The following is a 25,555-nucleotide window of genomic DNA, read 5'->3' as shown; positions in this document are numbered from 1 at the left end:
TATCGCGGATTGTAACCGGTGGTTCGAAAGGGTGTGAGGTGTGCCATTGCTTTGATTCTAGTCTTTGTCAAAGTCTGTATAATCCACCTATACCAACGGTCTTCCTACCGACAGTAGTTGGTGTAGTGTGAGCGTGAGTGGGAGAGTGTCGAGGGGCGAATGCACGCACTCATCTCACGGGGGATGTCTCGAAGGCACATCTCACCACAGTTCCTTCGATTTGTTGGCCTCTTGGATTCTCATTCTGGCTGAAATCTGGTGTTTCAGAGGTGTTTTACAGTGTTCGAATCCAAATCATGACCTGGATGGGTAACTGGGTGCGAGCGAAAGACGAAACAACGTGGGATGGCTACGGAGATGACTGGGACGAACTCCGTCGGCGTGTGCTCCATCGTGACCGGTTTCAGTGTCAGCGTTGCGGGAATCGTGACCGGACACTCCAAGCACACCACATCGTCCCGCGCTCGCAGGGTGGCCCAGACACGCTGTCAAACCTGATCACGCTGTGTATACCGTGTCACGCTGTACAGCATCCCTCGAATCTGGAGTTCGCAGACGCGCTGTCCGTCGCCCCACCGTTCCCGGCAGTCAGTGCAGACGAACGCGTTGCGACGCTGCATCCCGACTACAGACAGTGTGCTCGGTGTGAGACGACCGGATCGAGCGAGTCGATTGTCGGCGTCCCTGCGTCTTTTCTTCGCTCGTCGTCCACACCAGTTCCACTGTGTAAGCCCTGTGCTGGGGTCGTCTGTGGGGCTCACCAGACGTTGGTGGTTCCCTCGTTACTCTCGACAGAGTTGCTCTCAGGACGGGAGGTACTCAGTCGAATTCCGGAGGCACCGATGCTGCCGTCAGCGTCGGATCCGCCGGCTGCGGTTGCTGTCCCTCGTGGTCCTGTAACACAGTTCGAACGAGTTGTGGTCCAGTCTCGTGGATGGTTCCAATGGACAGTTCGTCTGGCTGCCCTACTACTTTTCATTGTCTGTACCGTGTTCTCAGCGAGTGTCAACGCAGGATTCATCGAAGCGAGTATGCGCGTTTTTAGCCTCTCTACGCAGGAGGTCATCGCGGCGACTGTGTTACTCGCCGCGATTGGAACCGTGGGCTCGCTCGTGGCAACTGCGTTCGTATGGGCAGTCGCTTCGGGTGTTGGGAGTGTACTCTGGAGGGCGATGCCACAGCACATCCCTGCAGAAGGGATTGTACCTGTCACTGGTTTCGGCGGGACAATTGAATATCTACTCGAAGAACGGACGCTCGTGGTGCTCGTGGGGCTATTCCTCCACGTTGGAGTGCCGCTCGTCGCACTGTGAGTCAGTGAGGTGTCTACAGAAGATACAAAGCGAGTAGTTCGGGGGTCAACGCCGAGGTGAAACAGACATTTTGGGGTGTTGTCTGTTCGGGAGATTAGATAGAGACACCACCCTGCAGGTGAAAGGTGTGGATACAGGCAGTCACGCGTGCAGTTGTCGCTATTTTGTCTTTGTCGGTCAACTGTAGGGTGATTCGTCGGGTGGATTCCGACGAGTACTGGGACGTTCGACGTCCAAACGACCCGCTCGGTGACTATTTTGAGAAATGCCCGAGGGAGGCCACTCCAGCCGTGGATTCTGACGAGATCGACGTTGTTGTCCGCGGCGTATTCCAGTATCTCCTGATGTGTGACGCCGACTCTGATAGCTTCGACGACGTCGACGCTGGCTTTCTCACCGACTCGTGCGACGGCGTCGCCGGCGTTCTGCGCACGTTCGCGGAGTGGTCGACGCAGCTTCGCGGGATTGACATCTGTCGGTGTTCGCAGCCCGAGTTCGCCGACTTCGACGATCGAGAGGGCGTGGAGCGTCGCATTGTACTGTCTGTCGAAGTCGATAGCGTAGTCAACGGCGCGGGTAGCCGTCTCGCTGCCGCCGGCGGGGACCAAGATGGTCGAGTACATGACGAATGCTGGTGGATTGCTGAAGAGATGGCTGTATCCCACGACTATCACCAGTCTCGATGGCAATCGATGACAGCGGTGCGGGCGACCGTACCGGCCGACTTCGGAATCTCTCTGTGTGACAGCGAGATCTTTGTGGCAGATTTCCAGTTCATTCTGGTATTTGCTGGCCGTCAGCAGTACGTCGTTATTGTTGTCGTAGAAAACACTATGTCACACCGACATTAGTTATGTGATGATGCCGACCAATTCGGAGAGGTACGCTTGGGCAGGGTGGATCCTGGCTGGGCTGCCTATCATTTCGTCTTCTCTCAGGGCTGCATCCGCTCTGACAGGTACGAACTTGGTAGCACCGATTCCCATAGCGGGGCAGATCTCGGTCGCCCTACAGGAGATGGCTGTGTTCGTCGTGGCTCAAGACATCGCCTTCAGACAGGTGAGCCTCGTCCTCGGGTTCTTTCTCCTCATCTTGACATCGTGGCTCGCGTTCGGTGTCCTCATGATCACGGGCGTTCGCAGGCGGATCGAACCGTCGAGCACCGTGGCTGCTGGGGCCGTGACGGTCGCCAGTGTACTGTATCTCATCCTGTTTTTCGGGGTTTACAACGGGCTGTTGACGACGGACCTTCCCGTGGGACAGCTGGCAGCGTTCTTCGCGGTGCCCGTCGTCGCCTCGGGATTGCTGGTCGGCTCGTACTACATCTATCCATGGGAGGACGAACGGTACTGGCGGGCGATCAAGGATCTCAAAGAAGCCGAGAAGGCGGCTGGTCGGAAGCGTCGTGAGTTCGACGACCGACTCTCCGAAGAGATCGGCGGCGACCCGTCGGAGACCTCACTGCTTCCGGACGAACTGGCGTTCCCGGCGGAGTGCCGTGAGATCGAGAACCGGGCCGAGCGCATCAGGAATACCTCTTCGGCGGAACCGGATCTCGACGACCTCCAACGGCGGGCGCAGGGAGTCAAACTCGACGCGATGGAGTTGGACCCAGAGGAGGCACTCCAGACGCTACGTACGGAGCTCGAAGCACAGGTCCGCGAGGCTGCCGAACAGAAGATCGGGAAGCTTCGGCTCGAAACACCCGACGGCGAGCAACTCGAAGTGGAAAACCTCCCTCGCGAGTACACGCACGTGCCGACCGAGGCGGACGTCGACATCGTACTGAGTTCACAACGGTCTGTCAGCGAGCAGATCATCGAACTGCGAACCGCCAACCAACTCACTATCATCGAGGCGATCAGGGCGATAGACGACGTCGTGGACCACGTCCAAACCCGAGTCGCCCCACACGTCGAATCACAGATCCGACTACTCGCCCCACACGTCGAGTCGTGGTCCACCGAGGACGAGAGCGGGGACGACATGGTCGAGCAACGAACGACGATCGTCGAGCGTTTCGAGGCCATAGAGGGCCTCCTCGGGAAGTCGCTGTACGACATCTACGTCGATGGAAACGACGGCACCTCGGAACTAGTCTCCGTCGCCGACGTGCGGGAGGCCGTCGACGAGGCGGAAAACTCGGTGCGTCGGTGTACAGCGACGGATCTTGAGGAGACTGTTCGCTGGATCGACGGGATGGTCGCATCGCTCCAAACGGCCGTCGATTACTACGACCGGACGTTCTACCGTGGGCTGAAAGAAGAGCGAGAACAGCTCTCGCTCTACGCCCGCGACGCGACCCCCGAGCCCGTATTCGACGAACACGTCTTCGAGACGCTCAAACAGAGCGTCGCGAAGGATTTCGGCGCGGAGTACGAGATCGATTGGACGGCACAGACGCTCACCGTGACGTACGACGCGGGAGCGAATGTTCCATCGGACGACCAGATAGACGTGGGCGACGGGGCAGCGGTCACGGACACGACGTCGGCCTCCGAGGATGTTGAGTGGCGCGTGCACTCGCTTCTCGACAAGATCACTGAACGGTCGCGCGACAACGAACAGGTCGTAATCGACCGCGACGAGCTTCCGAGCGGTATCGATGAGTCGGCGATTAGTGCGTTCAAGTCGTTCGTCGATACGCACGACGAACTCGTCGTGCGGGAGGAGGCGGAGGAGAGTCCGGAACGCGGTTTCGTCGTGGAGACGAGCGGTGGAAGCCCGCTCGAACAGGTGACGAGGGACCTCCGTGACGACTTTTCGGCGTGGAACAGCGAGCAGAACGACCACTCAAACATCACTAACTGACAACAGATGAGCGACAACTCTCAGACCCGGTGTACGATCTGCGGCCAGTGGGAAGACGACCTGCAGTCGCATCTTACCGATGAACACGGCGACCAGATCGACCAGATCGAAGAACATTACGGAGCGGAACTAGCCGCCGGTCTCGATTTCGACGAGACGGAGCGAAACGACGACACAGAAGCAACTACTGAAACGTCAGCGACAGAGGCGACCACCGTGGACGCTGATGGCGACGACGTCGACGATGGTGGGACGGAAGCGACCGAGGGCGAGACGGCCGAGACGCAGAGTGATACCGAGACCGCTTCCAATGTGAACGAGTTCGAAGCGGACACCGACAGCTCGCCGAGTGGCGGCCGTTCGGGCGAGTTCTACGAGACGGACTCCGACTACTCGGGAAAGTGGTTCGTGTTCGGTATCGGCGGAGCCGGGAACGGCATCCTCGACTCGATTCTACTCCGCCGGGAGACACTCAACCACGACCGGCGACTCCTCGACTTATCCGGGGTGTGGGGGCCAGGGGGACTGAACGGCTACCTGATGATGAACACGAACGACAGCGAGCTTCAGAAGACCTACTACGTCCAGAACGACCGTGAGTGGGACGCAACGACGATGCAAGAACAGGCTGTCTTAGGATCCGGTAGTGGTAAGGGTAGAGACCCTATCGCCGGTGAGGAGACCGCTCGATCGGATATTATGGAACCGGATATCGGATTCTTCGACAACAGTTTCGTCACGTCTATGGACGTGAACACTGCTCAAGCAGTTCTCTTACTACACAGTATTGAAAACGGAACCGGCACGGGCGTCTCTCCGGTCGTCGCCGAATTCCTCCGGAAGAACGGCGACTGGGCCGGCGAGGACAAGGCGATGGTCAGCGCGGCGGTCATCCCGAACGACCCCCTCGCCGAACCGATAAACCTGATGTATGGTCTCGGTGGTCTCTCACCTCACGTCGACTCGATTATTCTGTTTCAGAACAAGAAGCTCGGAGCCAAGTCGCTCGACCACCTCCACGCAGAAATTGACTTCGACGGTGCCCCGGAGGGACAGAAGTTCGGCCACAAGAAACAGAACCAGAGTCTCGTCCGCTTCCTGGAGGCGTTCACCCTCACTTCGAACGTCGGCATCGATGCGAGTGGGGACGGACTCGACGTCCGTGACACCTACCAACCCATCAAGCGGTACTATCCGAAAAGACGGAGCGTCGACTACGTCCCTGCGACGATCTGTGCACCCGTGCTCAACTCGACTTCGGCCGGCGAAATCAACGAGTCCGTCGTCGAGACGCTCGTCGACCGCACACTCGAAAGCGGCAAGCTCCTCGACTTCGACCCGAAGACGGCGTGGGGCGGCGCGTTCCTCCTCTTCGGTCCCGAGGAGAAGATGAAACCGGTCCGAGACCTGCAGAGTCGCGGCGACATCGAAGCGATGATTAACTCGTACGTGACGGATCAGGATCATCCGACGCTCCGAATGGACGTGAAGATGCTGACGAGCGAGAGTCTGGACGAACTCTATCTTTGGGGTGTTCTCTGGAACCCCCAGATCCCGGCACTCGAACAAGCCCGTGATCAGCTGGAGATGTTCAGCCACATGGACATCTACGACGACTTGAAAAAGCGCATGAATGACATCGACGCAATCTGTGACCATCTCGGTATCGGACGGGTTCTCGACCAGTGATGATGCGGATGCGAAATCTCACCTTCGATGTCGCTCTGACCGCCGCCGCCGTGGGAGTCGCCGTCGTCTACGTACTTGCCACGCTACTCGGAATCGGTTCGTCGACCGCAGTCGGGAGTTCGTCGTGGGCATCACTCCTTGCGGTCGTGGGTCTGGTGGCGATAGCGCTGTTGCTCGGACTCCGCGGGAAGCAGTTGCGGACACGACTCCAGGAGACACGGTCCGAACTGGAGACTGTCCACGAGAATCTCGAGTTGGACATCAGACGTCCCGCAAACGCACGGACGCTCGCGGCGAGACTCTCGACTCGCGTCGAAGGCGACAAAATCGTCCGCGCCGACGAGGGAGTGAACGATAGATGGTTGCAGACCCTCTCGAAGGACGTCGACCACGGTAACGTCGCTGCCATCCGCACCGTCGTAGACGAGTTAGAAGAGTACGGACAGAACGGACACAACCACCAGCGCGTCGTCCGATCACTCGAAGACACGGTTGACAGGATAGACGACCTCGAAAGCGAAAACCATGAGTCAGAGCGCATCGCGCAGCTCTTCTCGCAACTCTCGGAGAACTTCGACAAGTCGCCGGCGACGAGTTCGGAAGCCGAGTTAGAGCAGGCGAAAGAGAGCCTCAAACGACAGCGGGCGGAACTCGGACGGAAGCCGGTCGGTACCGGTGACGTAGAGTCGTTCCTCGGATCGACCGAAACGCTCCTGAGCCAATATATCAAACACCGTGAGCAGTTGAGCCAACAAGCCAGTCGCATCGAGGAACTGGGAACGAAAATCGGAGTCGAGACGAGCAAGAACAGCGACAAGACGCTCCAACAGATCATCAGCGATGTCGACGACGACCGGATCGGCCGTCGTACTGCGCTTGAGGCGGCGACACGGGTCTCACAGGAAGAGACGCTCAGTGCCCCGGAGGCACGCCGTCTGTGTGAGGTGCTCTCGGATCCCTCCGAATCGGTCGAAGCGGTTACAGAGACACTGCGAGCGACGGCCGAGACACTGGACGAGCACCGCATCGTCCAAGGCCAACTCGGCGCGGCATCCTCCGTCGAAGACATCGACCGGAAGGTAGCGTCGCTGATAGAGCAGTGTCGGGCCATCGACCACTACTTCGGGGCCGAGATGGCCGAGCGTCTGACGCGAGAACGCGACCGGCTCGACGAGGATATGCAGCTCCTTCAGCGGTATCTCGTCGATACTCGGGTGAGCCTCCTCGAGGACGTCATCGGCGACTTCGTCGGACGGGTCGAAGACGAAGAGACGGACGTCGACAAGAGACACGCGGCATGCAAACAGGAGCTCGAAGCGTACCGGGATGCCTACATCAACGGAAGCAGGGGAGAGAGATACAACAATCGGATCCCGAGCCACTTCGCAAACGCGATCAGCTCGTTGCTCTCGGAGGCCGGCCGCACACGAGAGCAGGGTGAGCAAGAGCGGGCGATGGGGATGACGATCGCGGCAGAGATGATGTTGTCGGCTATCAAATCGATGTATGAGGACAGACGGCTTCAGGCACAATTAAACGATCTGTGGAAGCTGCGCAGCCCCGACTACCGGCTCGTTGAGGCCTGACTACCGTTGAGTGCGGTCGGGGTCCAAGACGCTCCAGTACGAACACAGGGGCGTCGGCCAGCCCTCACCGAAGAACTCCGACATCGGAACGTCACCCGCAACCAACTCCACGTCCCCGGGTTCCGTCGTCCTGACGACGTACTGTGCGGTCTCTTTCGGTCCCGTTCGTCGTTCGTAGACGAGTTCGACGGGGATCTCTCCTCTGTCAGCCAACGGGACGGACACGTCGAATCGACGCTTCCCCTCGGCATCGTCCGACTGACGGGGGGTAACGGTGCCATCATCGACAAGCACGGTCACCTCCTGGACCGTGACCGCCGGACAGTCCGACTGCGTCCGCACGGCGATCGTGAGATCTTCTCGACTTTCGCCCTGTGTTACACGTTCCAGTTCGACCGGCGGTCCCCGAAACGGCTCCGGGACCAGATCGGCAACGGTGGTGATGTCCGAGATCTCACGGCTGCCGTCGGCGAACGTGAGATCGACACGCGGATGCTGGCCACGGAGTGAACTCACGTCCGCTGACACCACGTGAGTCGTGTACGTACGCCCTGTCTCGACTTCGAGCTTCGGATAGAGCTTAATCGACACTGGCCCCTTTGTGATTCGGAATGTGGTCAACCGAAGCGAATCGACGGACCGTGGTAACTCCGCATCGATCGCCAGTGAGACGAGAACCGAATCCTCGTCGAACGGTTGGATTCGCACACGCGCATCGATCACCTTTGACGTCGTCCGGATTGGCTTCGACCCTCGCTGGTCGAGATGTCGACCGTCGTCCGCTTCGACTCCGATTGCCGGAACCGTTGACTCTGCCCCGGAGAAATCGCAAAGTCTGGCTATCTTCCGGGTCTCGGATGCGGGGATATCGAACGTCGACGACGACCCCGCGGGATTTCGAAAGTCGAGGACCTGTACCGCTTCGAGCGGCTCCGAGCGGCCGTTTTCGATCTCGATGATGTCGACGACCGGTCCCGTGAAACGGCTCTTAGACTCCGAAGCGTACTGTTCGTTGTGCACTCGTATCTCACCGTTCTCGTCATCCTGAGACTGACACAGCATCTGGTTCGTACAGGTAACCGACGAGAACGGTGTGAACCGGTCGAGGGATACCTCAGACCGTGTGTCGACACCGAGTATCGAGATAGTGACCACGGACGCTCCCCGCTCAACGAGCGGTGCGACCGGTAGTTGGACGTTGGTCCGACCGGGACGGAACGTCGTCTTGTACGACCACTCTCCGACTTTGTCACCGTCCGGACGGGTGACGGAGAGATGGACCGTATCGGTAACCGGCACGGCGAGTTCGTTTTGCACGGACAGACCGGCCGCGTCTTCTCCGTGATCCTTGAGTTCGATTCGGAGCACCTCCTCGGGGAGTTCCAGCGTGGTGGTCCCGACTTCGAAGCTCCGGATTCGTGGGCTGACCGCGAACTCGCTGACGGCCGAGAGCGGACCCGCGATGCGGAATGACGCGGTCCGCCCGGCGGGAAGTACCGTCGGCAAGTCGGTGTCAAGTTGGACGTTTCGTGGACAGTCCGGGAGCGAAACGTCTTCGAACTCGGCCGGGGTGTGGTTCCGAAGCGTCACCTCCGCGACCCCCCGGCCATTCTCGACCGTGACCAGGTCGATGTTGACGTCGATCTTTTCGACCGGTGGTTCGTTCAGGGATTCGGTCGGTGCCTTCCCGTCTCCCGGCGACGGCGAAGAACCGCCTGCAGCCGGTCGCTGTCCGGACTGCTCGTCAGTGTCTCCCGGGTCGTCAGCGTGGCCAGCTGCGGCCTCCGACTCGGGGACCCGCTCTCCAGAGTCAGCAGTCTCCGCGACTTCGGTCGGACTCGCTTCCGAACTCGGTTCTGTGAACTCGAACGGACTCGACGACTCCTCTCTTCCCCACGACTCAGTCCCACCCCCCACCGTCTCGCGGCCGTGGTGAGAGTCCGTCACCGTTTCGTCGGCCTCCGCATCGCCGGACGGCGTGGGACCCACCTCGGTCCCATCCGCTTCTGAGCCGTCCGCCTCGGATTCGGACGTCTCGGTATCTTCGGTCCCCTGCTGGAGCCTCGGATCGCTCAGCGACCCCGAGCGAACCGGTGGCCTGTTCGACCGGTCCCCGCGATCTACATCTACGGTCTCTCGTTGTGGGTTCGTCGTCGAATCGGGCGAGCCCAGATCTCTCTCGTCGGTAGGGCGTTCGGGTTGGGAGAGGGGTAACTCAGTATCGTGCACCCGCTGTGAGACGACGGGTACGGAGACCTCTTCCTGTCCCTCCGAAGACTGTGTCTCGACGAGTAGCGTCCCCGGGTCGCTGGCGAACTCACCGAGCGGGAACTCCACCTCTTCGGTTGTCGCCGGTGCCACCGTCACGTTGTACTGTGACGCGGATTCCGCATCCACGTCCGCAGCAGAGAGAGCCACGGTAAAGTCGTGTGGAATCGGGTGTGGGTTCACGAGTTCGATGGCGATCTCTCCCGTTCCGACAGCCACGCTGTCGGCTAAGACCTTCGTTTGCGGCGTTGCATCGTATTCGAAGAGCGCGCTCTCGTCACCCAAGACGAGTAGCCGTTTCCCATCAACCGTGTGTGCCATCTCCCTCGTTCCGATCTCCGTCAGTGGTTCAACCGTTCCACCCTTCCCACAAGCGACGAGCGAACGATCACGTTTGCCCAACACCATCGACGTGCCGACCGCCTCCAACGTGTCGATAGTTTCGTCGACTGAGGCTCTCTCGTCGCCATCGAAGTCGTACCAGTACACGTGGTCGTCGGCACACGCGACCACGACCCGTGAGTTCAGTACCGCCATCGCCACCGCGGGCGCACTAAGTGCCACGTCGAACTCGAAGTTCCCCCGGTAGTCATGACACGTCAGCGTCTCACCGACAGCGGTGAACACCCGCTCTCGGTGAGTCAACAAGTGCTCTCCGTGTATCGATGAGCCGAGCCGCTGTTCGATTCTGGTTCGCTCCCGCCCATCCTGTGCGCTCAACAGGAGAACGTCACCCTGCTCGGTGAGTGCAGCGAGCGATGGTTCACCGTCGAACGCGTCGATACGTCGGAGGTTCGACCACTGGTCCCACCGGACACCAATCGGACCGGAGGACGCGATAAGTGGGACGACCGCCGACCCGTCGAGGACGTACAGCTGGTCGCCACGACCGAAACAGATGTCGGTTGGGTCCTCGGCGACAAACCCCGGTACGGGCGACGGATCGGACTCACCCACGTCGAGGACACAGACCCGCCCGTCGGTCGTGAACGTGCCGAGACGCGTCGTGTCGGCGGTGGTCGGTCCGGACAGCTTCGACGTGAGTGTCGTCCGGTGCGTATAGCCGGCGTCGGTTAGCCCCTCGATTAGTCCGTCTATCGACTCCTCGTTAGTCATCGACGCTCCTCCTCAGCGTTCTCTGAGTGGCCGAGACAACACTCTGGTGAGTCAACAGTCGTCGATACGTCTGTACGCGGCCAGCCGTGTCGTGGGTTCGTGTCAATAGACTTCCTCCAGTAGTTCGCTGGCACCCCAGAGTCGGGTGTCCATCTCTCGTTCTGAGTTGAGCACTCGAAAGACGGGGACGACCTCACAGCACGTGTTCCCCAACCTCGTCTGGTTCAAGAACCGCCCGAAACGACGGAGATACTTCGACGGCGGTGAGTTGGTCGACGCGTTCCGTTTCTCCTCGAACTCGTCTTTCAGCCGGTGGCTGTCCGTGACGACCATCCGAACTGTCTTCTCCTTCACAGCGTCCGACCCACAGATTGCGTCGTACTTGCCGAGTACCGTCGATCTGTCGCCAGCGTCCTGCGTCGCGGCTCCCTCGGCGACCTGGTCGTCAAGCGGGGCGACGAGGAGGAGGATGTCGGCGTCTCGTATCGCCTCACCAATGCTCTTCGTCGGGCCACCGGTGAGCCGCTCTCGGACGAACGCCGGGAGCATCGCTGGGAGGACGAACCCGGCGAAGTCGACGACACGTCGTCGCAGCGAGTCGAGGCGCGACGACTGGCCGTTGTCGTCCAGCGCGTCCAAGTCTTCGCGTCGAATGTCGTCCGGGCCGTATCCGTGCGCGATGATTTCGAGCGTTCGGCCGAACACACCGGGCGCACGGAACCTGAACCCGGCGTCGCCACGGATCTCCACGAGATGTTCTTTCGCCGCTGCTGCGACCGTCATCCCCGAACTCTGGTCGAGGTCGAGGTCGGGGGCCGTGAGCTTTCGTGCACGGCCCAGCGCGGAGACGTCTTCGGTCGCGATCGAACTCCCCTCGTTTATCGCCTCGGCTCCGAAGCGGCTTCTCGCTTCCTGATAGATCCCTCCGAGGACGTTCGCCTCCTCGTACGGATCGGGACTGATGATGAGGACCGACCGGTCGTCTTGATACGTCGTAAACACGGCAGTGAGTGCGACGATGGCCCCGGAGAGGACCACGTTCAGTACGATGCCTGGTTGCCCGGCCAACACGTGTACCTGGACGAGTGCCACGAGGACTGAGACGACGACGATCCAGTAAATCGCCCGTGTCGCCGCTGGGAACTCCCGAACTCGCGGGATCGCGCCGTCGGACTCGGTGTCGACCCGCGCACCGGCGGTTCCGATGGGAAGAGCAACCACAACCCCGACCGCCAACGGAATCAGTTCTCGTGTCCACGGGATTGTCCACAGGTCGAAGCGGTTCAACGTGGTGAAGAACAGCGGGAGCGCGAGCACGAAGACGAGTGCCTGAACCTTCTTTGACGAGTCGAACAGGAACAACAGGATGAATACACCGAGCAGTCCGGTCGTGAACGCGATTGCAGACGCGAGAGTCGCTCCGATGGCCGAGAGGAAGCCGGTTACGGCGGCGGCGACGACGCTGCTTTCAACTGACCACGCGTCGACTAATAGTCCTGTGAACGGCCTCGCAGAGAGGATCATCACGGCTATCGACACGACCAACAGCGCACCGTCGTAAACGCGTGAACGGGTCATAAGTGAGGATTACGACAGCCTCACTCTTCTAACGGCACCGGCGAGTCGAAGCGAGTCACGGTGTACTTCTCGATGAGTTCGTTCGCGATGTCGTCTTCGTTACCGAGAGTGAAGAGATCCCGTTCGTCTCCGAGGACGTTGACGAGCTCGTCACGGTACACGTACGCGCCCTCGTTGAAATCGAGGTCGAGATACTTGTCGTGGCCGTCGAGACCGTGGACGTGACGGACGATGATGTCTTCGCCGAATTCGTCACGCTGGCCTCTGTAGGCTTGCAGGTAGCCGCTCCGTACGCTTCCGGCCGGTGCTAGGTTGTCAAGGAAGACCCCGCCGACGAACGTCGTCATCGTGATGTCCCACGGCGCGCCGTACGCGACCTGCATCTCGTTGTAGAACTCCATGTTCTCTTGGAAGCGGATGCCGTCGAAGCCGTTGTTCTTGAGTTCGTCGTTGAATAGCGTCAGGTTCGCGTTGGCCTGTTGTGACTCTCCGAACGCCCGGGAGAGGAATACCGATTTGATTACCTGTCCCTCGTAGTACGGTGACGCGTTCGAGACCTTCTTTCCCTTATGTCGCCTGAGACTTGGGTTGAGTATCGGCGCGATATCGTCGCCTGCAGCGATGGAAGTGGCCTGTTGGCTGAACTTCGCCAGCAGCCGCTCCATCTCCCGGTCGTTGTCGAGGATATCGGCCGCCTCGATGTCGTCGTAGCCGACGAACGTCCCGCGGTTGTGCGGAGAGATTCGCTCTTTGTGCGGGTTCGCTGCCCGCGCTTGCTCGCTGAAGCTCACGTCGAGCGATATCTCGATGCTCCGGTTGTTCGTGAACTCTTTGCCCTCCTCGTTGACGAGGTCGCGGACGGAATCGAAGAGGCTCAGCCGGATCTGGTCGTCGACCAAACTCGCCCGTCGGGATTCTAGCGAGTCCTGTATCGGATCGACGATAGCCGCCGAGAGTGCCTGTCTGACGACGTTATCGATCTCCGACGAACCGCGTTGCCCGTCGTCGGATCTAGTCAGGTCCCGCAGGAGGGAGCTCGTCGTCGTCTCAGTGAACGTTCGATTGAGCTCGCTCTTCAGCGTATGTTTGTAGTCGTTCTGGTGGCGCTTCAGTCCGAGCGTGATGTCGAATTCACACTTCGCGAGATCCGACGGGTCGTCGACGAGTTCCTCGAACCCGACGGTCTGTTGGGTGTAGCTGTCGAGGTCTTCGAGGATCGCTTCGACTGCCTCGCGCCGGGCCTTGTCGACGTCGTCGAGTCGGCTCTCGATGGCTTCCTCCCCGACGAACGTAACGTCGAAGCTCCGCTGGAACTCTGGCTCCGTGTCGAACAGTTGATCGTTGACGTTGATGAGGGCGTTCTCGTAGTCGCCTTCCGGATCGGAGTTGTTGTTGTTGCTTCCGAGGAACGGAATGTATCCCCCACCGTCCTCGTCTTCGATCTTCGCCCGCCTCATGTTCGAGAGGTTCTTGAGCGACGTTAGAATGGCATCTTGGGGGACGCGCTCGCCGCCAGCGGATTTCAGCATATTGTTCAGTTTGCCGAACTCGTCGAAGTCCAGTGGCTGTCGGGCGGGTGCTTCGTTCCCCGGACGTTTGAGGTCGGTGACGGCCTGTCCGATCTTCCGGTTCAGCTTCGCGAGGAGTTCTTCAATCTCGTCGCGGTGTGAGTCGATGTACAGAAGCCGGTCGACATCCGGCTCGACGGACGTCTCCCACTCTTCGAGGGCTCGTTCGAGTTCGTCCTGTGAATCAGTCAGTGCCGACTCAAGTGCCTCGAGACAGTTCTGCTCACGGGACTCCGCACTCAGAAGGTCCCGCCGTGCGCGGTCAGCGTCGTCGACAATGGCGAAGTTCTCAACTTTCGGGCCGATAGCCGCCTGCAGCCCACGTCGGAGGGGTTTGTCGTCCTCGATTACGTGCAGTGCTCGGAGGAAGGTGCTCCGTTTCCCGATGAGGAGTATCTCTCGCTTGAGTTGTTTGGTCAGTTCTCGGTCCGTCTGGTCGACGTTACGGTTTCCAGCGTCGAGGATGTCCTCAACGCTCAGCGTCTCGAAGACCCGATACAGTTTGTCGACGAGGCGCTCGAAGTACTCGACATCGTTGACGTCTTCGCGTTGGACATCGAGTTGGTCTTCGGTGTTGTCGATCTTGTTTGCGAGTCCTGCCGGTCCGAGGAAGTTCAGATCATCGAAAATCTCCTTTTCGAGCAACGAACGCAGGTTGTTGAGTCGCTCTTCGAGCCGTTCGGCCTCACCGGTGTCTAACTGGAACAGCGTGGACTCGGGGGAGCCGCCGTCGAGGCTCTCTCTGAGCGCGTCTTGCGCCTCTCGTACGTCGCCCGGGAGACTCCCCGTTTCGAACGCTCCAGTGCGCTCTTCGGCGAAATCCTCGGGACGCAGGAGGATCGATTCGATCCTGTTGTAGAGCGCCTCCTCGGTGTCGAGCGCGCCCTCGATTCGGGTCACGTACGACTCAACTTTCTCGGCAGCCTCCTCGATCTCTGGAACGTCGATGTGGAAGGTTTTGGGGACCGCGATGGTGAACGGGGCGAATTTCTTGACTGCCGCTCCCTCACCGGGATTGAAGAAGTCTGCGTGGTTGTTGATTACTCCCTGTTCGGCGATGTTGGCGTGAGAGATCATCGCGTTGACGACCGCCTCGTCGAAGTCGCCGTAGTCCGTCGCCGGCGCGAACGGGACGATGACGACGTTGTCGAACGGGAGGTTGTCGGTGAGCGAGAGATATTCGAGTTCAGAGAGGGCAGCGTGGGCGTTGGCGTCTTCTTGTGATCCGGCATTCTGACCGGGGAGGATTCCGAACAGATGGACCGAGGTGTTGTCGTCGAACCGCCGGGCCAGATCGAGGAAGGTCCCCGAACCAGTCCCCCCACCGAGCCCGACGACGATGTAGACGGAGGTCCCTGCGTGGTTGACGACCTCGTTGAACGGGTCTCTGTTCGCTCGGGTTCCGTGGAAGAACGCCTTACTCAGTGCCCGACGTCGGTTGACACCCTCCGCGAAGTTGTCGTCGGTGTCGATCATCCGGTCGGAGTCGTCGACCCACCAACTGCGGAGGTTGGAAGCGCGGGCGATCTCGTTGACGGGTGTCCCGTCGGTCAACGAAACCGTATCCTGGACCGAACTCTCCTCGACGGTGTTGATGTAGGTGAGCTCCGAGCTATTCGCGTTGTGTCCGAGACTCGTGGCGAACTCGTCGATCCGCTCCGAGTATTCTTTAGCCAGCGAGTCGTCATTGTTGCCCGCTCCGCTCTCGGAGTCGACGACAACGGGGTTGAACCCCGGGGTAGCTGTATCGTCACGAGGTTCCAGTGCCTCTTTGAGGATCCAATCCTGGTCAAGAAGCGTGTACACGACGGATTTGCCCCCGCCCCCGATCCCGATGATCGTATCGGGAATCTGGGCACGGTATTCCCCGTTGTTGTTGACAGCCATGGCTGTTTCTTACGGTGGCCCATAATAAAATCTTCCCAACCATTTATTTTTGACACGTTCGTCACGCGCTCGATTGGGAACTTTACAACCGTACCACATATATGTCACTGTTGTGTTCTACTCAATTAGTGGACAGTTGGCCATCCTCTTGGAATCCTCTCTACTTTGTCGACGAGGGACGTCTGAGCTACTCCCAGTGGGAACTGTCGGTACTCCTCTCGCTGATTGCCTTCGGAGCGGCGGCCACCGGAACGCTGGCGACGGGCTATCAGACGGCCGTCGCGAGTCAGTGGCCGCTCGGTGGTGTCTGGGCCCTACTCACCACCGTCTTCGGCCCTGTCGGCGGCTGGGGACCGGTGCTCGCCAGCGTCTTCGGTGCTGTCGCTGGAGTCGACTACACAAGACGGACCTGGACAGCCACAGTCGTCACCGGCGGGAGCCTGGTCGTCGGACTCCTCGTCAGTCCCGTCCCCGTCGTGCAGGCCGTCGTCGGGAGTACACCACTCCAGTTGGCACTAGTCGTCTTGGCGGGCATCTCGACGTTCGTCGCGGCGGTCTCTCTCGAGTCGGGCGTCGTCGACACCCGGTACGGTCCGGTCTCGGGCGACTCCGTCGTCCAGTACGCCGTCGTCGCTGCCGTCGTCCTCCTCGGCGGTGGCTACTGTCTGACCGGCGTCTCTATGGCCGTCTCTGGGGGGCGACCCGTCGCTGGCGTCGTCGCCATCGCTCTGGGCGGGTTCTCGACGCTCGGAGCGGTCTCCGTCCTGACGGTGTCGTCGGTCGAACGAACCCGACGTGCTCTCCTCGTTGGACCACATTCGAGCGGTCGACGCTCCGTCGCGGGGGGACTGCGACGGGCCGTGAAGGACCTGAGCGTGCTCGGCGCGGACCGTCTTGACGACCCAGAGACAGTCACGGAACTCGAACAACTGTTGACCGACGACGGCCGGTTTCCCGAACCGGATCACGAGGGGAGCGAGAGTCGTTGGCAGACACACGTTCTCCGGTACCGGCTGGGACGGTTCTTCCCGACACACGTCGAACTCGCCGTCGTTTGTGACCCGGGGGAACTGGACCGAATCGTCGACGCGACCAAAGACACCAACGCGGGAACAGACTCACGGACCGAACGCTGGGTCCGGCGGTTGACCGGCCAGTCTCGGACACGGTGGCGCGACGCCATCGCGAGTGCCGACGACGCCGAATCGGCAGGTCGGTACACCGAGGCAGTCGCCGATGCTACCACTGTCGCCGACGACGTCCTCTGTGTGCTGCCACTGGACGACTTCGTCGGGACGGTCGTCGAACATCCAGCCGACCGGACACTGTATCCGGCGTCGCTGTCGACGCGGTTACGACAGTGGGACGACGGCGTCCCCTCCAGCGACGAACTGGACAAACTCGCCGTCTCACATGGGGGGACGGCGAAACGGGTCTATCCGACGTACCGTCGAGAGGGGACCGTCCTCGTCGACGTCGGCCGCCCCCAGCGTCAGGCTCCCTCGTCGTACCTCCGTGCGTACGAGGGTCTCCATCGAGCGACGTCGAACACGACGAACGTCAGGCCCGTCGTGACGATGGCCGACCTGGCAGTCAACCACTTCGAGTACGCAACCCAAGACAGCCTTGAGACGCTCGACAACATTTTTCCACGCGACTTCGCTGAATTTGTCAGGAGACGCTATCTGACGGAGTCGAGTGTGTACGAAGACCTCAGTACCGAAGAGTGCCAACTCCTCGAAACCGTGGTGTCACCGGACCGTCCGTACGTCCTCTGGTACGGCGTCACCGACCCGTCGGTCGACGGCCGTGCTATTGACCTCTCGGGACCGACGCCGCTCCGTGGGGCAGGGTTACTTCTCCAGTCGCTCGGCCGGTGACGTCTCACGCGTCCGGCGAGGGCGGCGAGCCCTCCCGCTTGTGGCGGCACATATTTGTCAGACGACCCGAACTTATTGGTCACGTAGGTGTCGATTCGATGGCAGATAGACGACTCACCGAACGGCTGTTGCACGCTTCGGCAACCGGACCTGACGACATCGCTCCGCCGAACCCGTCGCTGCACTCGTTGCGACGAATGGACCACGACCGGTTCGAGCGGTTCGTCGCCGAGCTCTGGGAGGAGATGGGGTACAAGACCGTCGAACGGCCCTCATCCGGGGACAACGGGATTGACGTCATCGCACGGAAACGCGGACCGATGGGGAAGACAACGGCGATACAGGCGAAGCGGTACAAAGAGTCGAACACAGTCGGGAGCCCGGAGATCCAACAGTACTTTGCGATGAAGTATCAGGTGGGCGCCGACGAGGGGCTGCTCGTCACGACCGGACGGTTCACCTCACAGGCGCACGACCGGGCAGCCGATCTGGGTGTGAAATTAATCGACGGCCACGACCTCATCAGGCTGATACGGAACCACACGAGCGTCGCGTTCTATCGGCGTTATCGAGGCGAACTCGGGATTGACGACGACGAGCTCGCTGCGTGGGTCGCACACAGAGAATCCCGAACCGTCGTCGAACGCGTTCGTCGACGGCTTGCCGACACCGTCGGGACCACTGAAGTCGTGGCCGGCCGAGCCCTTCAGGACGTCGGTGAGACACTTCGGTCCACCCAGCGGGCACTCCGGCGAGCCGAACTGCGGCTCCGTGGATACGACCCTGTACTCGCGACTGAGGACGGTGAAGGCCCCCGCGAATCTGACGACGAGGACCTATGGGGACAGAACCTCATACGCGGGGGGAACTCGCTCGCCGAACGCGGGTTCGGCCGCCGGGAGCTGCCGCTCGTCAGCTGGACGCTCGGAACCCGTTCGGTCATCCCACTCGCGGGGATTTCCCCGCGATTGCGGATGGCGAAGAACGGCTTCGACCGCTGGCTCGTGCTGGCGATGGTTGGATTCGTGCTGACAGTTGCCTCCGTCGGAATGGTTTACACCGAGGTCGGCGCACGGCTCGGACCCACTCTCGTCGGTCTCCTGTCTTTCGCCGGGGGACTCGCGAGCGTGGCTGGTGTCGTCGGGGCAACCCTCGCGGGGCCGATGTCGTTCGGGAACCTCGTGCGACTCTGCTACGTGCTGCCGTTGCTGGGCCCCGTCGCGAACTGGACCGGGCGGGGTGTCGGCTCGATACCCCCCTTACCCACTGTGGGGCTCCCAGCAGTCGCCGGGCTCTGTGCGTTTGGGCTCCACACCCTGGTCCTTCGGAGCCTCCACATCGAGGCGCAGTGGCGACTGGACGACCTGACGGAGTCCTACGTCCCCGTCCACGAACCGTCGACCGTATTCGGCCTCGCCGGGAGCATCGCGGTCGCCGGTGGAGTTCTCCTCTCGGGTGTCGGCGTCCCGTTCGGCGACGTGGGTGTGGTTCGGCCGCTCGTCGAGCTCGCGGTCGCGTGTGGCTTCGTCTGCGTGACGGTCGATGCGACCGGTCGGCTCTTCCGGGGCGGACTGATCGCTTTCGTCGCCGGCACCGTCTTGACGGGCTATCTGGTGTGGGTCGCTCATACCCTAGGTGCTCTCCCCCCGTCGATCGCTTTCGGCTCCGACCTCTTTCTGGTCGTCTCCGCTGTCGCTATCGGCGGCCTCGCGCTACTCGTCCGACGGTCACGTACGAGAGTGCTCCGCCGGTCGTGGGTGCTCGTCGGGGGAGGAGCCGCGCTCCTCGCCGGGACGGCGTACTTCACGGTACGGCTCACCGGCCTCTCGCAACTACAGACGGCGATTCCCACCGAGACCGTGGCCTATGCGGCCGTCGGAGCCAGTGTTGTCTTCTACGGTGCTCTCGTCGTGATTGAGCAGCTGGTGGTACAGCAGACGCTGTTCTCATCGACGACCGGCTGACACTCCAGTGCACTCATTGCGACTGTCGTCGGCTTGGTGGCTCTCGCGTGAGGCTCCCTGTCCAGCGTGGACGTCTCAAACTGTGACATCGAATAGCATACGACGGCCACACTCATCGTTCAACTATCTAAGAGATGGATGCGACGATGCTCGAGCGTCACTTCACCACGGAGCAGTTGTCACTCCTCATGAGCCATCGAGTAGGCGTGTTCCGATTTCTGGTGGGAGTCCTGCTTCCTCAACGCGCTCTATGACCCGATTGATGTCGTACTCAACACGGTGGAGTTCAACTTCGAGAGCGTCGGTATCCAGAACGGCATAGGCGGCGTCGGAATCACCGTCACGAGGCTGTCCCACGCTTCCAGGATTGACGATGAGTCGACCATCGATACGAGCTTTGTGCTGTCTGTGTGTGTGACCGAGAACGGCTCCATCGTACTCGTCGATGTGAGGTCTGACCTCCGGAAAATGCCGAGGGAAGACGTAGCGGTCTTGCACGGTAGGATGGTCGTGGACCAAGAGGATTGACCCGTCGGCGAGCGTTGCTTTCCGCGGAAGCTCAGCTAACCAATCTTTCTGTTCATCAGAGAGTTCCTCTCGCGCATATTCGATTCCGGCCAGTGCCATCGAGTTCGCACGGAACGACTCTCTATCACCGACCGCACGGTCGTGGTTGCCAACAACCGTGATAGCGGCGACCTCCCGGACTCGCTCGACACAGTCTGCTGGCCACGGGTTATACCCGACGACATCACCAGCACAGGCGATCATGTCGACCGCTGGCAGATCCTCAAGAACTGCTTCGAGTGCTGGGAGGTTTCCATGGACGTCGGAAATGAGGCCGAGCTTCATACGTCTGCATCTGTGTCGACAGGTTTGATTCTGTCTCCTCCATGTCATCCGCACTCATCGGTGGGGCCCGTGCCTAACTCTGTATCCTATTCGAGTTTCTCGACAATCTCTGGAAGATCGATTAGACGGATGTTCTCCCGTTCACTGGCTGCCTCTGTGACGGATTGCTTGAATCCACTCCGACTGAACAGCGCGTACTCACAGGACCGTTCGCCACCACCTGGTGGTGTCCAACGTAGTTCGTCGACGTGGTCCTCGAGCGATGCAAGGGCGTTGTACCCCAACGGAGATTGTTGAAACTTGCATTCGCCGGCGATGAGTGTGTCTCCAGCGGTGAATCCGACGACGTCAACCTCGTGCTCACGGAACCACCACTGACCGACGTCGGTGATTGTGTACTGGGGGTACAGTTCACGGAGGGCGTGTTGACAGAGACGCTCGAACTCGCCGCTTGCGAAATCTGCCAACTCAGGTTCAACCAGTGTGGCAAACGCGTCGTCGCCGAAGTCGTCGTAGCGAGTCCCAGTCCCGTAGACGAATCTGAACCAAAACCGGAACAGCGGGTCCAGTATTCGGTATCGCCCCCGGCGAGACCGCTCTTTTTGTTCAGTGATTGGGACGTGTCGTTCGATGAGCCGAAGTCGCTCTAGACGGTTCAGGTATTTCGAGAGTTGGTTGTTGTCGATTCCCGACGCTTGTGCAATCTCGTTTCGCACTGTTGCGCCACCAGCGATCGATTCGAGAATAGCGAAGTACCGTGTCGGCTCAGTTAGCTCCATCCGAAGGACATAATCGGGGTCGTTGTGCAATGACCCGTGTTGTGCGAGAATTGTTTCTGAGACTGCCTCGCTGAGGTTCGTCGCCGTTGCTGCCTCTTCGAGATAATACGGCGTTCCACCGAAGACACTCCACAGCAGGACCTGCTCTTCGGGTGTGTATGTGTGCTTGAAGAACTGCATTGCAGCACTGAATGGCAGTTGGAGAACATCGAGTTTGACCGAAGCACGACCATATAGCGGGCTATTCCCAAGGAGTGCTGCCTCCTCCATCATGCTAATCGAAGACCCAATGAGTACAATCGTGGGGGCTGCGTCATCCAACTCATAGTCATACATCGCCTGCAACACAGACGGGAGGCTCGCATCCTCCTCAATGAGATACGGAAATTCGTCGAGGACGATAATGGCGTCTTGCTCGGCCAAATAACCAAGCAGCGATTCCCAGTCATTCTGAATGCGACTGACACCGGGGAATTCTTTGGCTGCGATTTCGGCGAACTGCTGTAACTGTAACTCCTTGGTCTTCTGGCGTGCTTGGTAGACAACCGTGTTTTCCCGCCCGCGCAGTGACTGTTTGACGAGTTCGGTCTTTCCCAGCCGTCGCCGGCCGTAAATGACTGCCAGTTCTGGATTTAGTGACTCATACAGTTCTTCCAGCCGTGCTAGTTCGGCCTCTCGGTCGACGAACTCGTCCATACGTTGTGTTGAGAGCACATCGAGATAATTATTCCGAATAGCGTACTCTGAAGTATCGTACTCAAGAGTATGCTAATCGCAAATAGAATACTTTGGTGTACGCTTTTTCGTGGGGAATCTCTCCTCAATGTCGTTGGCTTGCTTAGGATACCCTGTCGTTCAGCGTACCACTGTCTGTCCCTGGAAAAATCACACCTACTGATTATTCTCTTCTCTACCAATTTTCTTTCTAGAAACTCTGTTTGCTAGTTAATTCTTCGACCGAATGTTCAGACTTATATCCTGGCTTGCGATACTCAACGGACACGCAGCGATGCTCGCCTGACCGTCTTCGAGGCCGTCGACGGTCACACAGAGTAGACGCTATTCAGACACAATGTCACAGAGTGGCAACACTACAACGAGTCGAACAGCATCACGAACACATCGGTGGGTGGGAAGAGCACTTCCGCTCGCACTCTTTGCACTCGTCGCCGTTGAGCCAGCGTTCGCCCAATCGACGACGAACGCCATCTGCCAGACGAGTAAACTCCCCGGCATCATTGAAGGCTTCTTTCAACTTACGACTGGTCTCGGCATCGTCGGGTTGGTTATCGTCTGGCAAGCTGATTCGCTTCTTGAGCTGTTTACCCTGAACCCCAAACAGAAGAAAGGCGTCAAAGAACACAAACGCTCGGCACTGAAGTCCGCAGTGATTCTTCTCGTGCTCGGGTCGCTATACAGCGTCGCCGGGGAAATTATGAACTTGCCACTGGCCGACTGTGTGAATCTCGCACCGTGGTAGACAGATACTGATTCTTCAGTTCATGTCTGCTTGTCGTTCGCTCGCTGCGGGGGTGTTCGCCGTCTGTGTCGTGGTGAGTCTTTGGGCTGGCGTCGTCGTGGGCAACAATGCGTCGGGGGAGGATAACGGACTCTCACAGAACGAGTCCGCGACAGTGTGGTCTCGCGACGCCGACACAGGCGTTCCAGAGAATTCTCAAACGGGTGTCGAGGCAGTTGCCGCAGCGACGGACATCTCGTTCAAGCGACCACCGGCGACTGCGGCGACGTGGACACGAAATGACTTCACTGATCTCCGGCCCGGTGGCGTACGGGAGTCGGTGTATCCCCCACATGCTGATACACGGAACGGGACGTACATCGCCGACGCCCACGCGACGACGTTTGCAGTGCAGCCCTCGACACGAGCACACATCGCTTCAGGCGAGACGCCGCTATACATCGCCCCGAACGGCACGGTTCGTGGCCTCGTTGATTACCGCATCCGAGAGACGATGGGTAATCAGTCTCTCAGCGTCGTCAGCCACGAGGTCACCGCAGTGAGGGTGCTCCGAGAAGGGAGAGTCATCGACGAAGTCAGTGACACACAGACACCGACGCTGACGTACGGCGAACTCTCAGGCGGTCCGACGACGCTCACACTGGAGGCGGACATCCGGGTCCGTGTCGAGACGACAGGTGGAAACGAATCAGTGGAGACTCTCACCATCTCTGATTCACAGTCTGTCACTGTCTACGATCTCGACGCCGTTGGATCGGCGGCGACGTATCCAAACGGTAAGACGGAGATTGCGGTCTTTCAGCCGTTACCGTGGCAGGGCTATGTCCTCGACGGAATGAGTGACCACCGAGTTCGTGGCGTCTGGCGATTTTACACCGCTCGGAATCCACAGTGGGACCGAGTGGTTCGTGCGAACGCTGGTGGGACCACAGTGGAGCACTCGGATGCACACCCGGTGTACGTCCACGCGTATCCCTCTCGAATTGGCCCGCGAACACAGCCGGTACGAGATGGACCGACACTCCAGCGAGTCTGGGGTATCGAACGCCGTGGTGCCGAGGAAACGCTTGGAGAGAACATCAGTGTCGAAGTCGTTGATGGGACGTACAAGACCTCATACGGTGTTGCCGTGCGGACGTCATCTGGGTCACTCGACGACGTTCGAGTCATCGGTATCGTCCGTGGTGTGACGGCTCGTGTAGCGGAGTCGACGAACCGGACACGCATTCGAGAGAGCAATCTCTCGGTGCGCGTTGTTGAGCAAGACGCCTCGGAAGCGACGGTTCGGATTGAACTCTACCATGACGTTGGCGACCCAATTGTCCTTGCCGACCCTGAGCGTGGAAGTCAACCGATCAGATTCGACGATCGAGATGGATACATCACGATTGCCGGTCAACGCGTCGAGACAAACTCGAGTGGTGTCGCCACCGTAACCCTCTCGCAACCGGGTGTGTACACTGTTCGATACCACCCCGAATCATGGTTGACGGCCGAGCCTGCGTATGCCTCATCCACTGAGACGATTAGGTGGCACCCGCTGTCGACACGCAGTGGCTGGTGGCACCTCGCACTCACTGTCAGCTGGAACCTGATTCCGTTTGCCGTTGTCTACGCCGCCGGGCGAGCCTTCCTCAATATCTTCGATATTCAGAGGTTTCTGTGAATGATTCAGAACACGTCTACGAGCAGTTGTTTCGGCCGCCACCGTGGACTCCGGAGGTTCCACTGTGGTTGAACTAATCGACGTCGTCCTCGAAGGCTTCAAGCAAGCGCTCGAGTGGATTACTGCCCAATTCATCGACGGACTCAACGGTGGCTATCAGCAGCTTTCAGCGGAGTTGTTTGGAACGCCAACGCCCGAGACGAACGGCTCGTTCATCTTTGGCGTCCCGTCGAACGCGCCGTGGCCACAACTCCGTGATGCACTGGTGGGTGGCGAGGTGACGCTACTTGCCTTGCTCATCCTCGTGGTGTGCGTCCAAGCTCGCCACACCCTGCGTATCTTCAACGTCGGGAGTGCCTACGCCGCTCGGCGAACTTCGAAGACGGCGTGGGTCGGTGCAATGGTCGTCGTGATGTGGTACTGGATTGGCTCGGTCTCTCTGTACCTCGTTGAAGCACTCACGATTGCACTCCTTCCGAGTGTGCAGTCGGTTGCAACGGCGATGACTAGCTTTCTCACCGTCTCAATCTCGAACCCCGCACTCGCGTTCGTCGTCGCCGCTGTCGGTGGGCTCTCGATGTGGGCACTTGAGGCGTTTCTCTACATCCGACACGTACTGTTGTACGTCTACCTGTACGGGATGCCTATCGCTGTCGCACTCGCCTACGGCAACGTCCCAGTCGTCGCCGACATTGCGGATGGGTTCTGCAGGCGTTTCATTCCACTTGCATTGCTTCCCCTGCCGGCTGCTGTCGTCTTCCGTGGGTACGACCTCCTGTACGGGCAGGGGATTCTCTCGCCAACGACGGTCTACCTGCAATTTCTCGTTGCGGCGTCGCTGCCTGTCGTCGCCGTGGTTCTCTCGTGGAAGACCTTCCAGTATGCGACGCCGCTTACATCGCGGGTACTTGCGGCAACGACACGGACCGTCGGGACCGTCGGTGCAGTTGCCGTCGGCGGCTCCGTCGCCGGTCCAACAGTTGCGCGTACGGTTGCATATCGGGGCGCACGACAAGCGGCGAAGCGCGAGACCGTGCGCCGCGTCTCGAAGCGGTTTGAACAGGACGACGAGCACCAGCCGCGGTATCGACGTACGAAGAACGACCCCTAGATTCGAC

The 25,555-nt window shown here is 59.9% G+C and carries 14 protein-coding genes and 2 pseudogenes; 10 read left to right on the top strand and 6 right to left on the bottom strand.

Annotated elements, in window-relative coordinates; genetic code table 11:
* Window positions 1-296 precede the first annotated feature (296 nt).
* A pseudogene (locus BLR57_RS19985) lies at window positions 297-521 on the top strand (HNH endonuclease); the annotation flags it as partial.
* 510 nt (window positions 522-1,031) lie between these two features.
* Window positions 1,032-1,313: a hypothetical protein gene (locus tag BLR57_RS19745; protein ID WP_244510042.1), complete on the top strand. Its 282-nt coding sequence runs from the start codon at window positions 1,032-1,034 to the stop codon at window positions 1,311-1,313.
* Between the two features lie 269 nt (window positions 1,314-1,582).
* Here BLR57_RS19745 and BLR57_RS19980 read toward each other — a convergent pair.
* Window positions 1,583-1,936 (bottom strand): annotated as a pseudogene (locus BLR57_RS19980) (universal stress protein); the annotation flags it as partial.
* A 232-nt stretch (window positions 1,937-2,168) separates the two neighbouring features.
* Here BLR57_RS19980 and BLR57_RS14095 point away from each other — a divergent pair.
* From BLR57_RS14095 to BLR57_RS14085, 3 genes are read left to right on the top strand one after another with little or no spacing between them, the layout of a single operon-like run.
* A complete protein-coding gene (locus BLR57_RS14095) occupies window positions 2,169-4,124 on the top strand; it encodes a YybS family protein (protein ID WP_139173365.1) in 1,956 nt (651 codons plus the stop codon).
* A 6-nt stretch (window positions 4,125-4,130) separates the two neighbouring features.
* Window positions 4,131-5,813 (top strand): FtsZ/tubulin family protein, encoded by a 1,683-nt coding sequence (locus tag BLR57_RS14090; protein WP_089698615.1) that lies wholly within the window; start codon window positions 4,131-4,133, stop codon window positions 5,811-5,813.
* On the top strand, window positions 5,813-7,399 hold the full coding sequence (locus BLR57_RS14085; protein ID WP_139173364.1) for a hypothetical protein: 1,587 nt from the start codon (window positions 5,813-5,815) through the stop codon (window positions 7,397-7,399). The genes BLR57_RS14090 and BLR57_RS14085 overlap by 1 nt, the downstream gene beginning before the upstream one ends.
* Here the strand turns inward: BLR57_RS14085 and BLR57_RS19020 are convergent, their stop codons facing one another.
* From BLR57_RS19020 to BLR57_RS14070, 3 genes are all read right to left on the bottom strand, one after another.
* Window positions 7,400-8,767: a hypothetical protein gene (locus BLR57_RS19020; RefSeq protein ID WP_139173363.1), complete on the bottom strand. Its 1,368-nt coding sequence runs from the start codon at window positions 8,765-8,767 to the stop codon at window positions 7,400-7,402.
* Window positions 8,768-10,885: 2,118 nt separating this feature from the next.
* A complete protein-coding gene (locus BLR57_RS14075) occupies window positions 10,886-12,307 on the bottom strand; it encodes a hypothetical protein (protein WP_089698609.1) in 1,422 nt (473 codons plus the stop codon).
* 74 nt (window positions 12,308-12,381) lie between these two features.
* Window positions 12,382-15,816: a tubulin-like doman-containing protein gene (locus BLR57_RS14070; RefSeq protein WP_089698607.1), complete on the bottom strand. Its 3,435-nt coding sequence runs from the start codon at window positions 15,814-15,816 to the stop codon at window positions 12,382-12,384.
* Window positions 15,817-15,944: 128 nt separating this feature from the next.
* On the opposite strand from BLR57_RS14070, the gene BLR57_RS14065 reads away from it, so the two are divergent.
* Together BLR57_RS14065 and BLR57_RS14060 are read left to right on the top strand one after the other, a co-directional pair.
* Window positions 15,945-17,696: a hypothetical protein gene (locus BLR57_RS14065; RefSeq protein WP_089698605.1), complete on the top strand. Its 1,752-nt coding sequence runs from the start codon at window positions 15,945-15,947 to the stop codon at window positions 17,694-17,696.
* A gap of 197 nt (window positions 17,697-17,893) precedes the next feature.
* Window positions 17,894-19,660 carry a restriction endonuclease gene (locus tag BLR57_RS14060; RefSeq protein ID WP_170830649.1) on the top strand — a complete coding sequence of 589 codons (1,767 nt, stop codon included), beginning with the start codon at window positions 17,894-17,896 and terminating at the stop codon, window positions 19,658-19,660.
* Between the two features lie 186 nt (window positions 19,661-19,846).
* Here the strand turns inward: BLR57_RS14060 and BLR57_RS14055 are convergent, their stop codons facing one another.
* Window positions 19,847-20,512, bottom strand: coding sequence for a metallophosphoesterase family protein (locus tag BLR57_RS14055; protein ID WP_089698602.1), 666 nt, complete (start codon window positions 20,510-20,512; stop codon window positions 19,847-19,849).
* A gap of 86 nt (window positions 20,513-20,598) precedes the next feature.
* Window positions 20,599-21,987, bottom strand: coding sequence for an ATP-binding protein (locus BLR57_RS14050; RefSeq protein WP_089698600.1), 1,389 nt, complete (start codon window positions 21,985-21,987; stop codon window positions 20,599-20,601).
* Between the two features lie 376 nt (window positions 21,988-22,363).
* Between BLR57_RS14050 and BLR57_RS14045 the strand changes: the two genes are divergently transcribed.
* The 3 genes from BLR57_RS14045 (at window position 22,364) to BLR57_RS14035 (ending at window position 25,548) form a co-directional block, all read left to right on the top strand.
* Window positions 22,364-22,771, top strand: a complete 408-nt coding sequence (locus BLR57_RS14045; RefSeq protein ID WP_089698598.1) for a DUF7985 family protein — start codon at window positions 22,364-22,366, stop codon at window positions 22,769-22,771.
* 52 nt (window positions 22,772-22,823) lie between these two features.
* Window positions 22,824-24,437: a DUF8186 domain-containing protein gene (locus BLR57_RS14040; protein ID WP_244510039.1), complete on the top strand. Its 1,614-nt coding sequence runs from the start codon at window positions 22,824-22,826 to the stop codon at window positions 24,435-24,437.
* 64 nt (window positions 24,438-24,501) lie between these two features.
* Window positions 24,502-25,548 (top strand): TrbL/VirB6 family protein, encoded by a 1,047-nt coding sequence (locus tag BLR57_RS14035; protein ID WP_089698596.1) that lies wholly within the window; start codon window positions 24,502-24,504, stop codon window positions 25,546-25,548.
* Window positions 25,549-25,555 lie beyond the last annotated feature (7 nt).

Origin of the sequence: Halogranum gelatinilyticum (assembly GCF_900103715.1) — an archaeon.
Lineage (GTDB): Archaea > Halobacteriota > Halobacteria > Halobacteriales > Haloferacaceae > Halogranum > Halogranum gelatinilyticum.
Note: the sequence above shows the minus strand (reverse complement) of the source record. Positions and strands in the feature narration are given on the sequence as shown.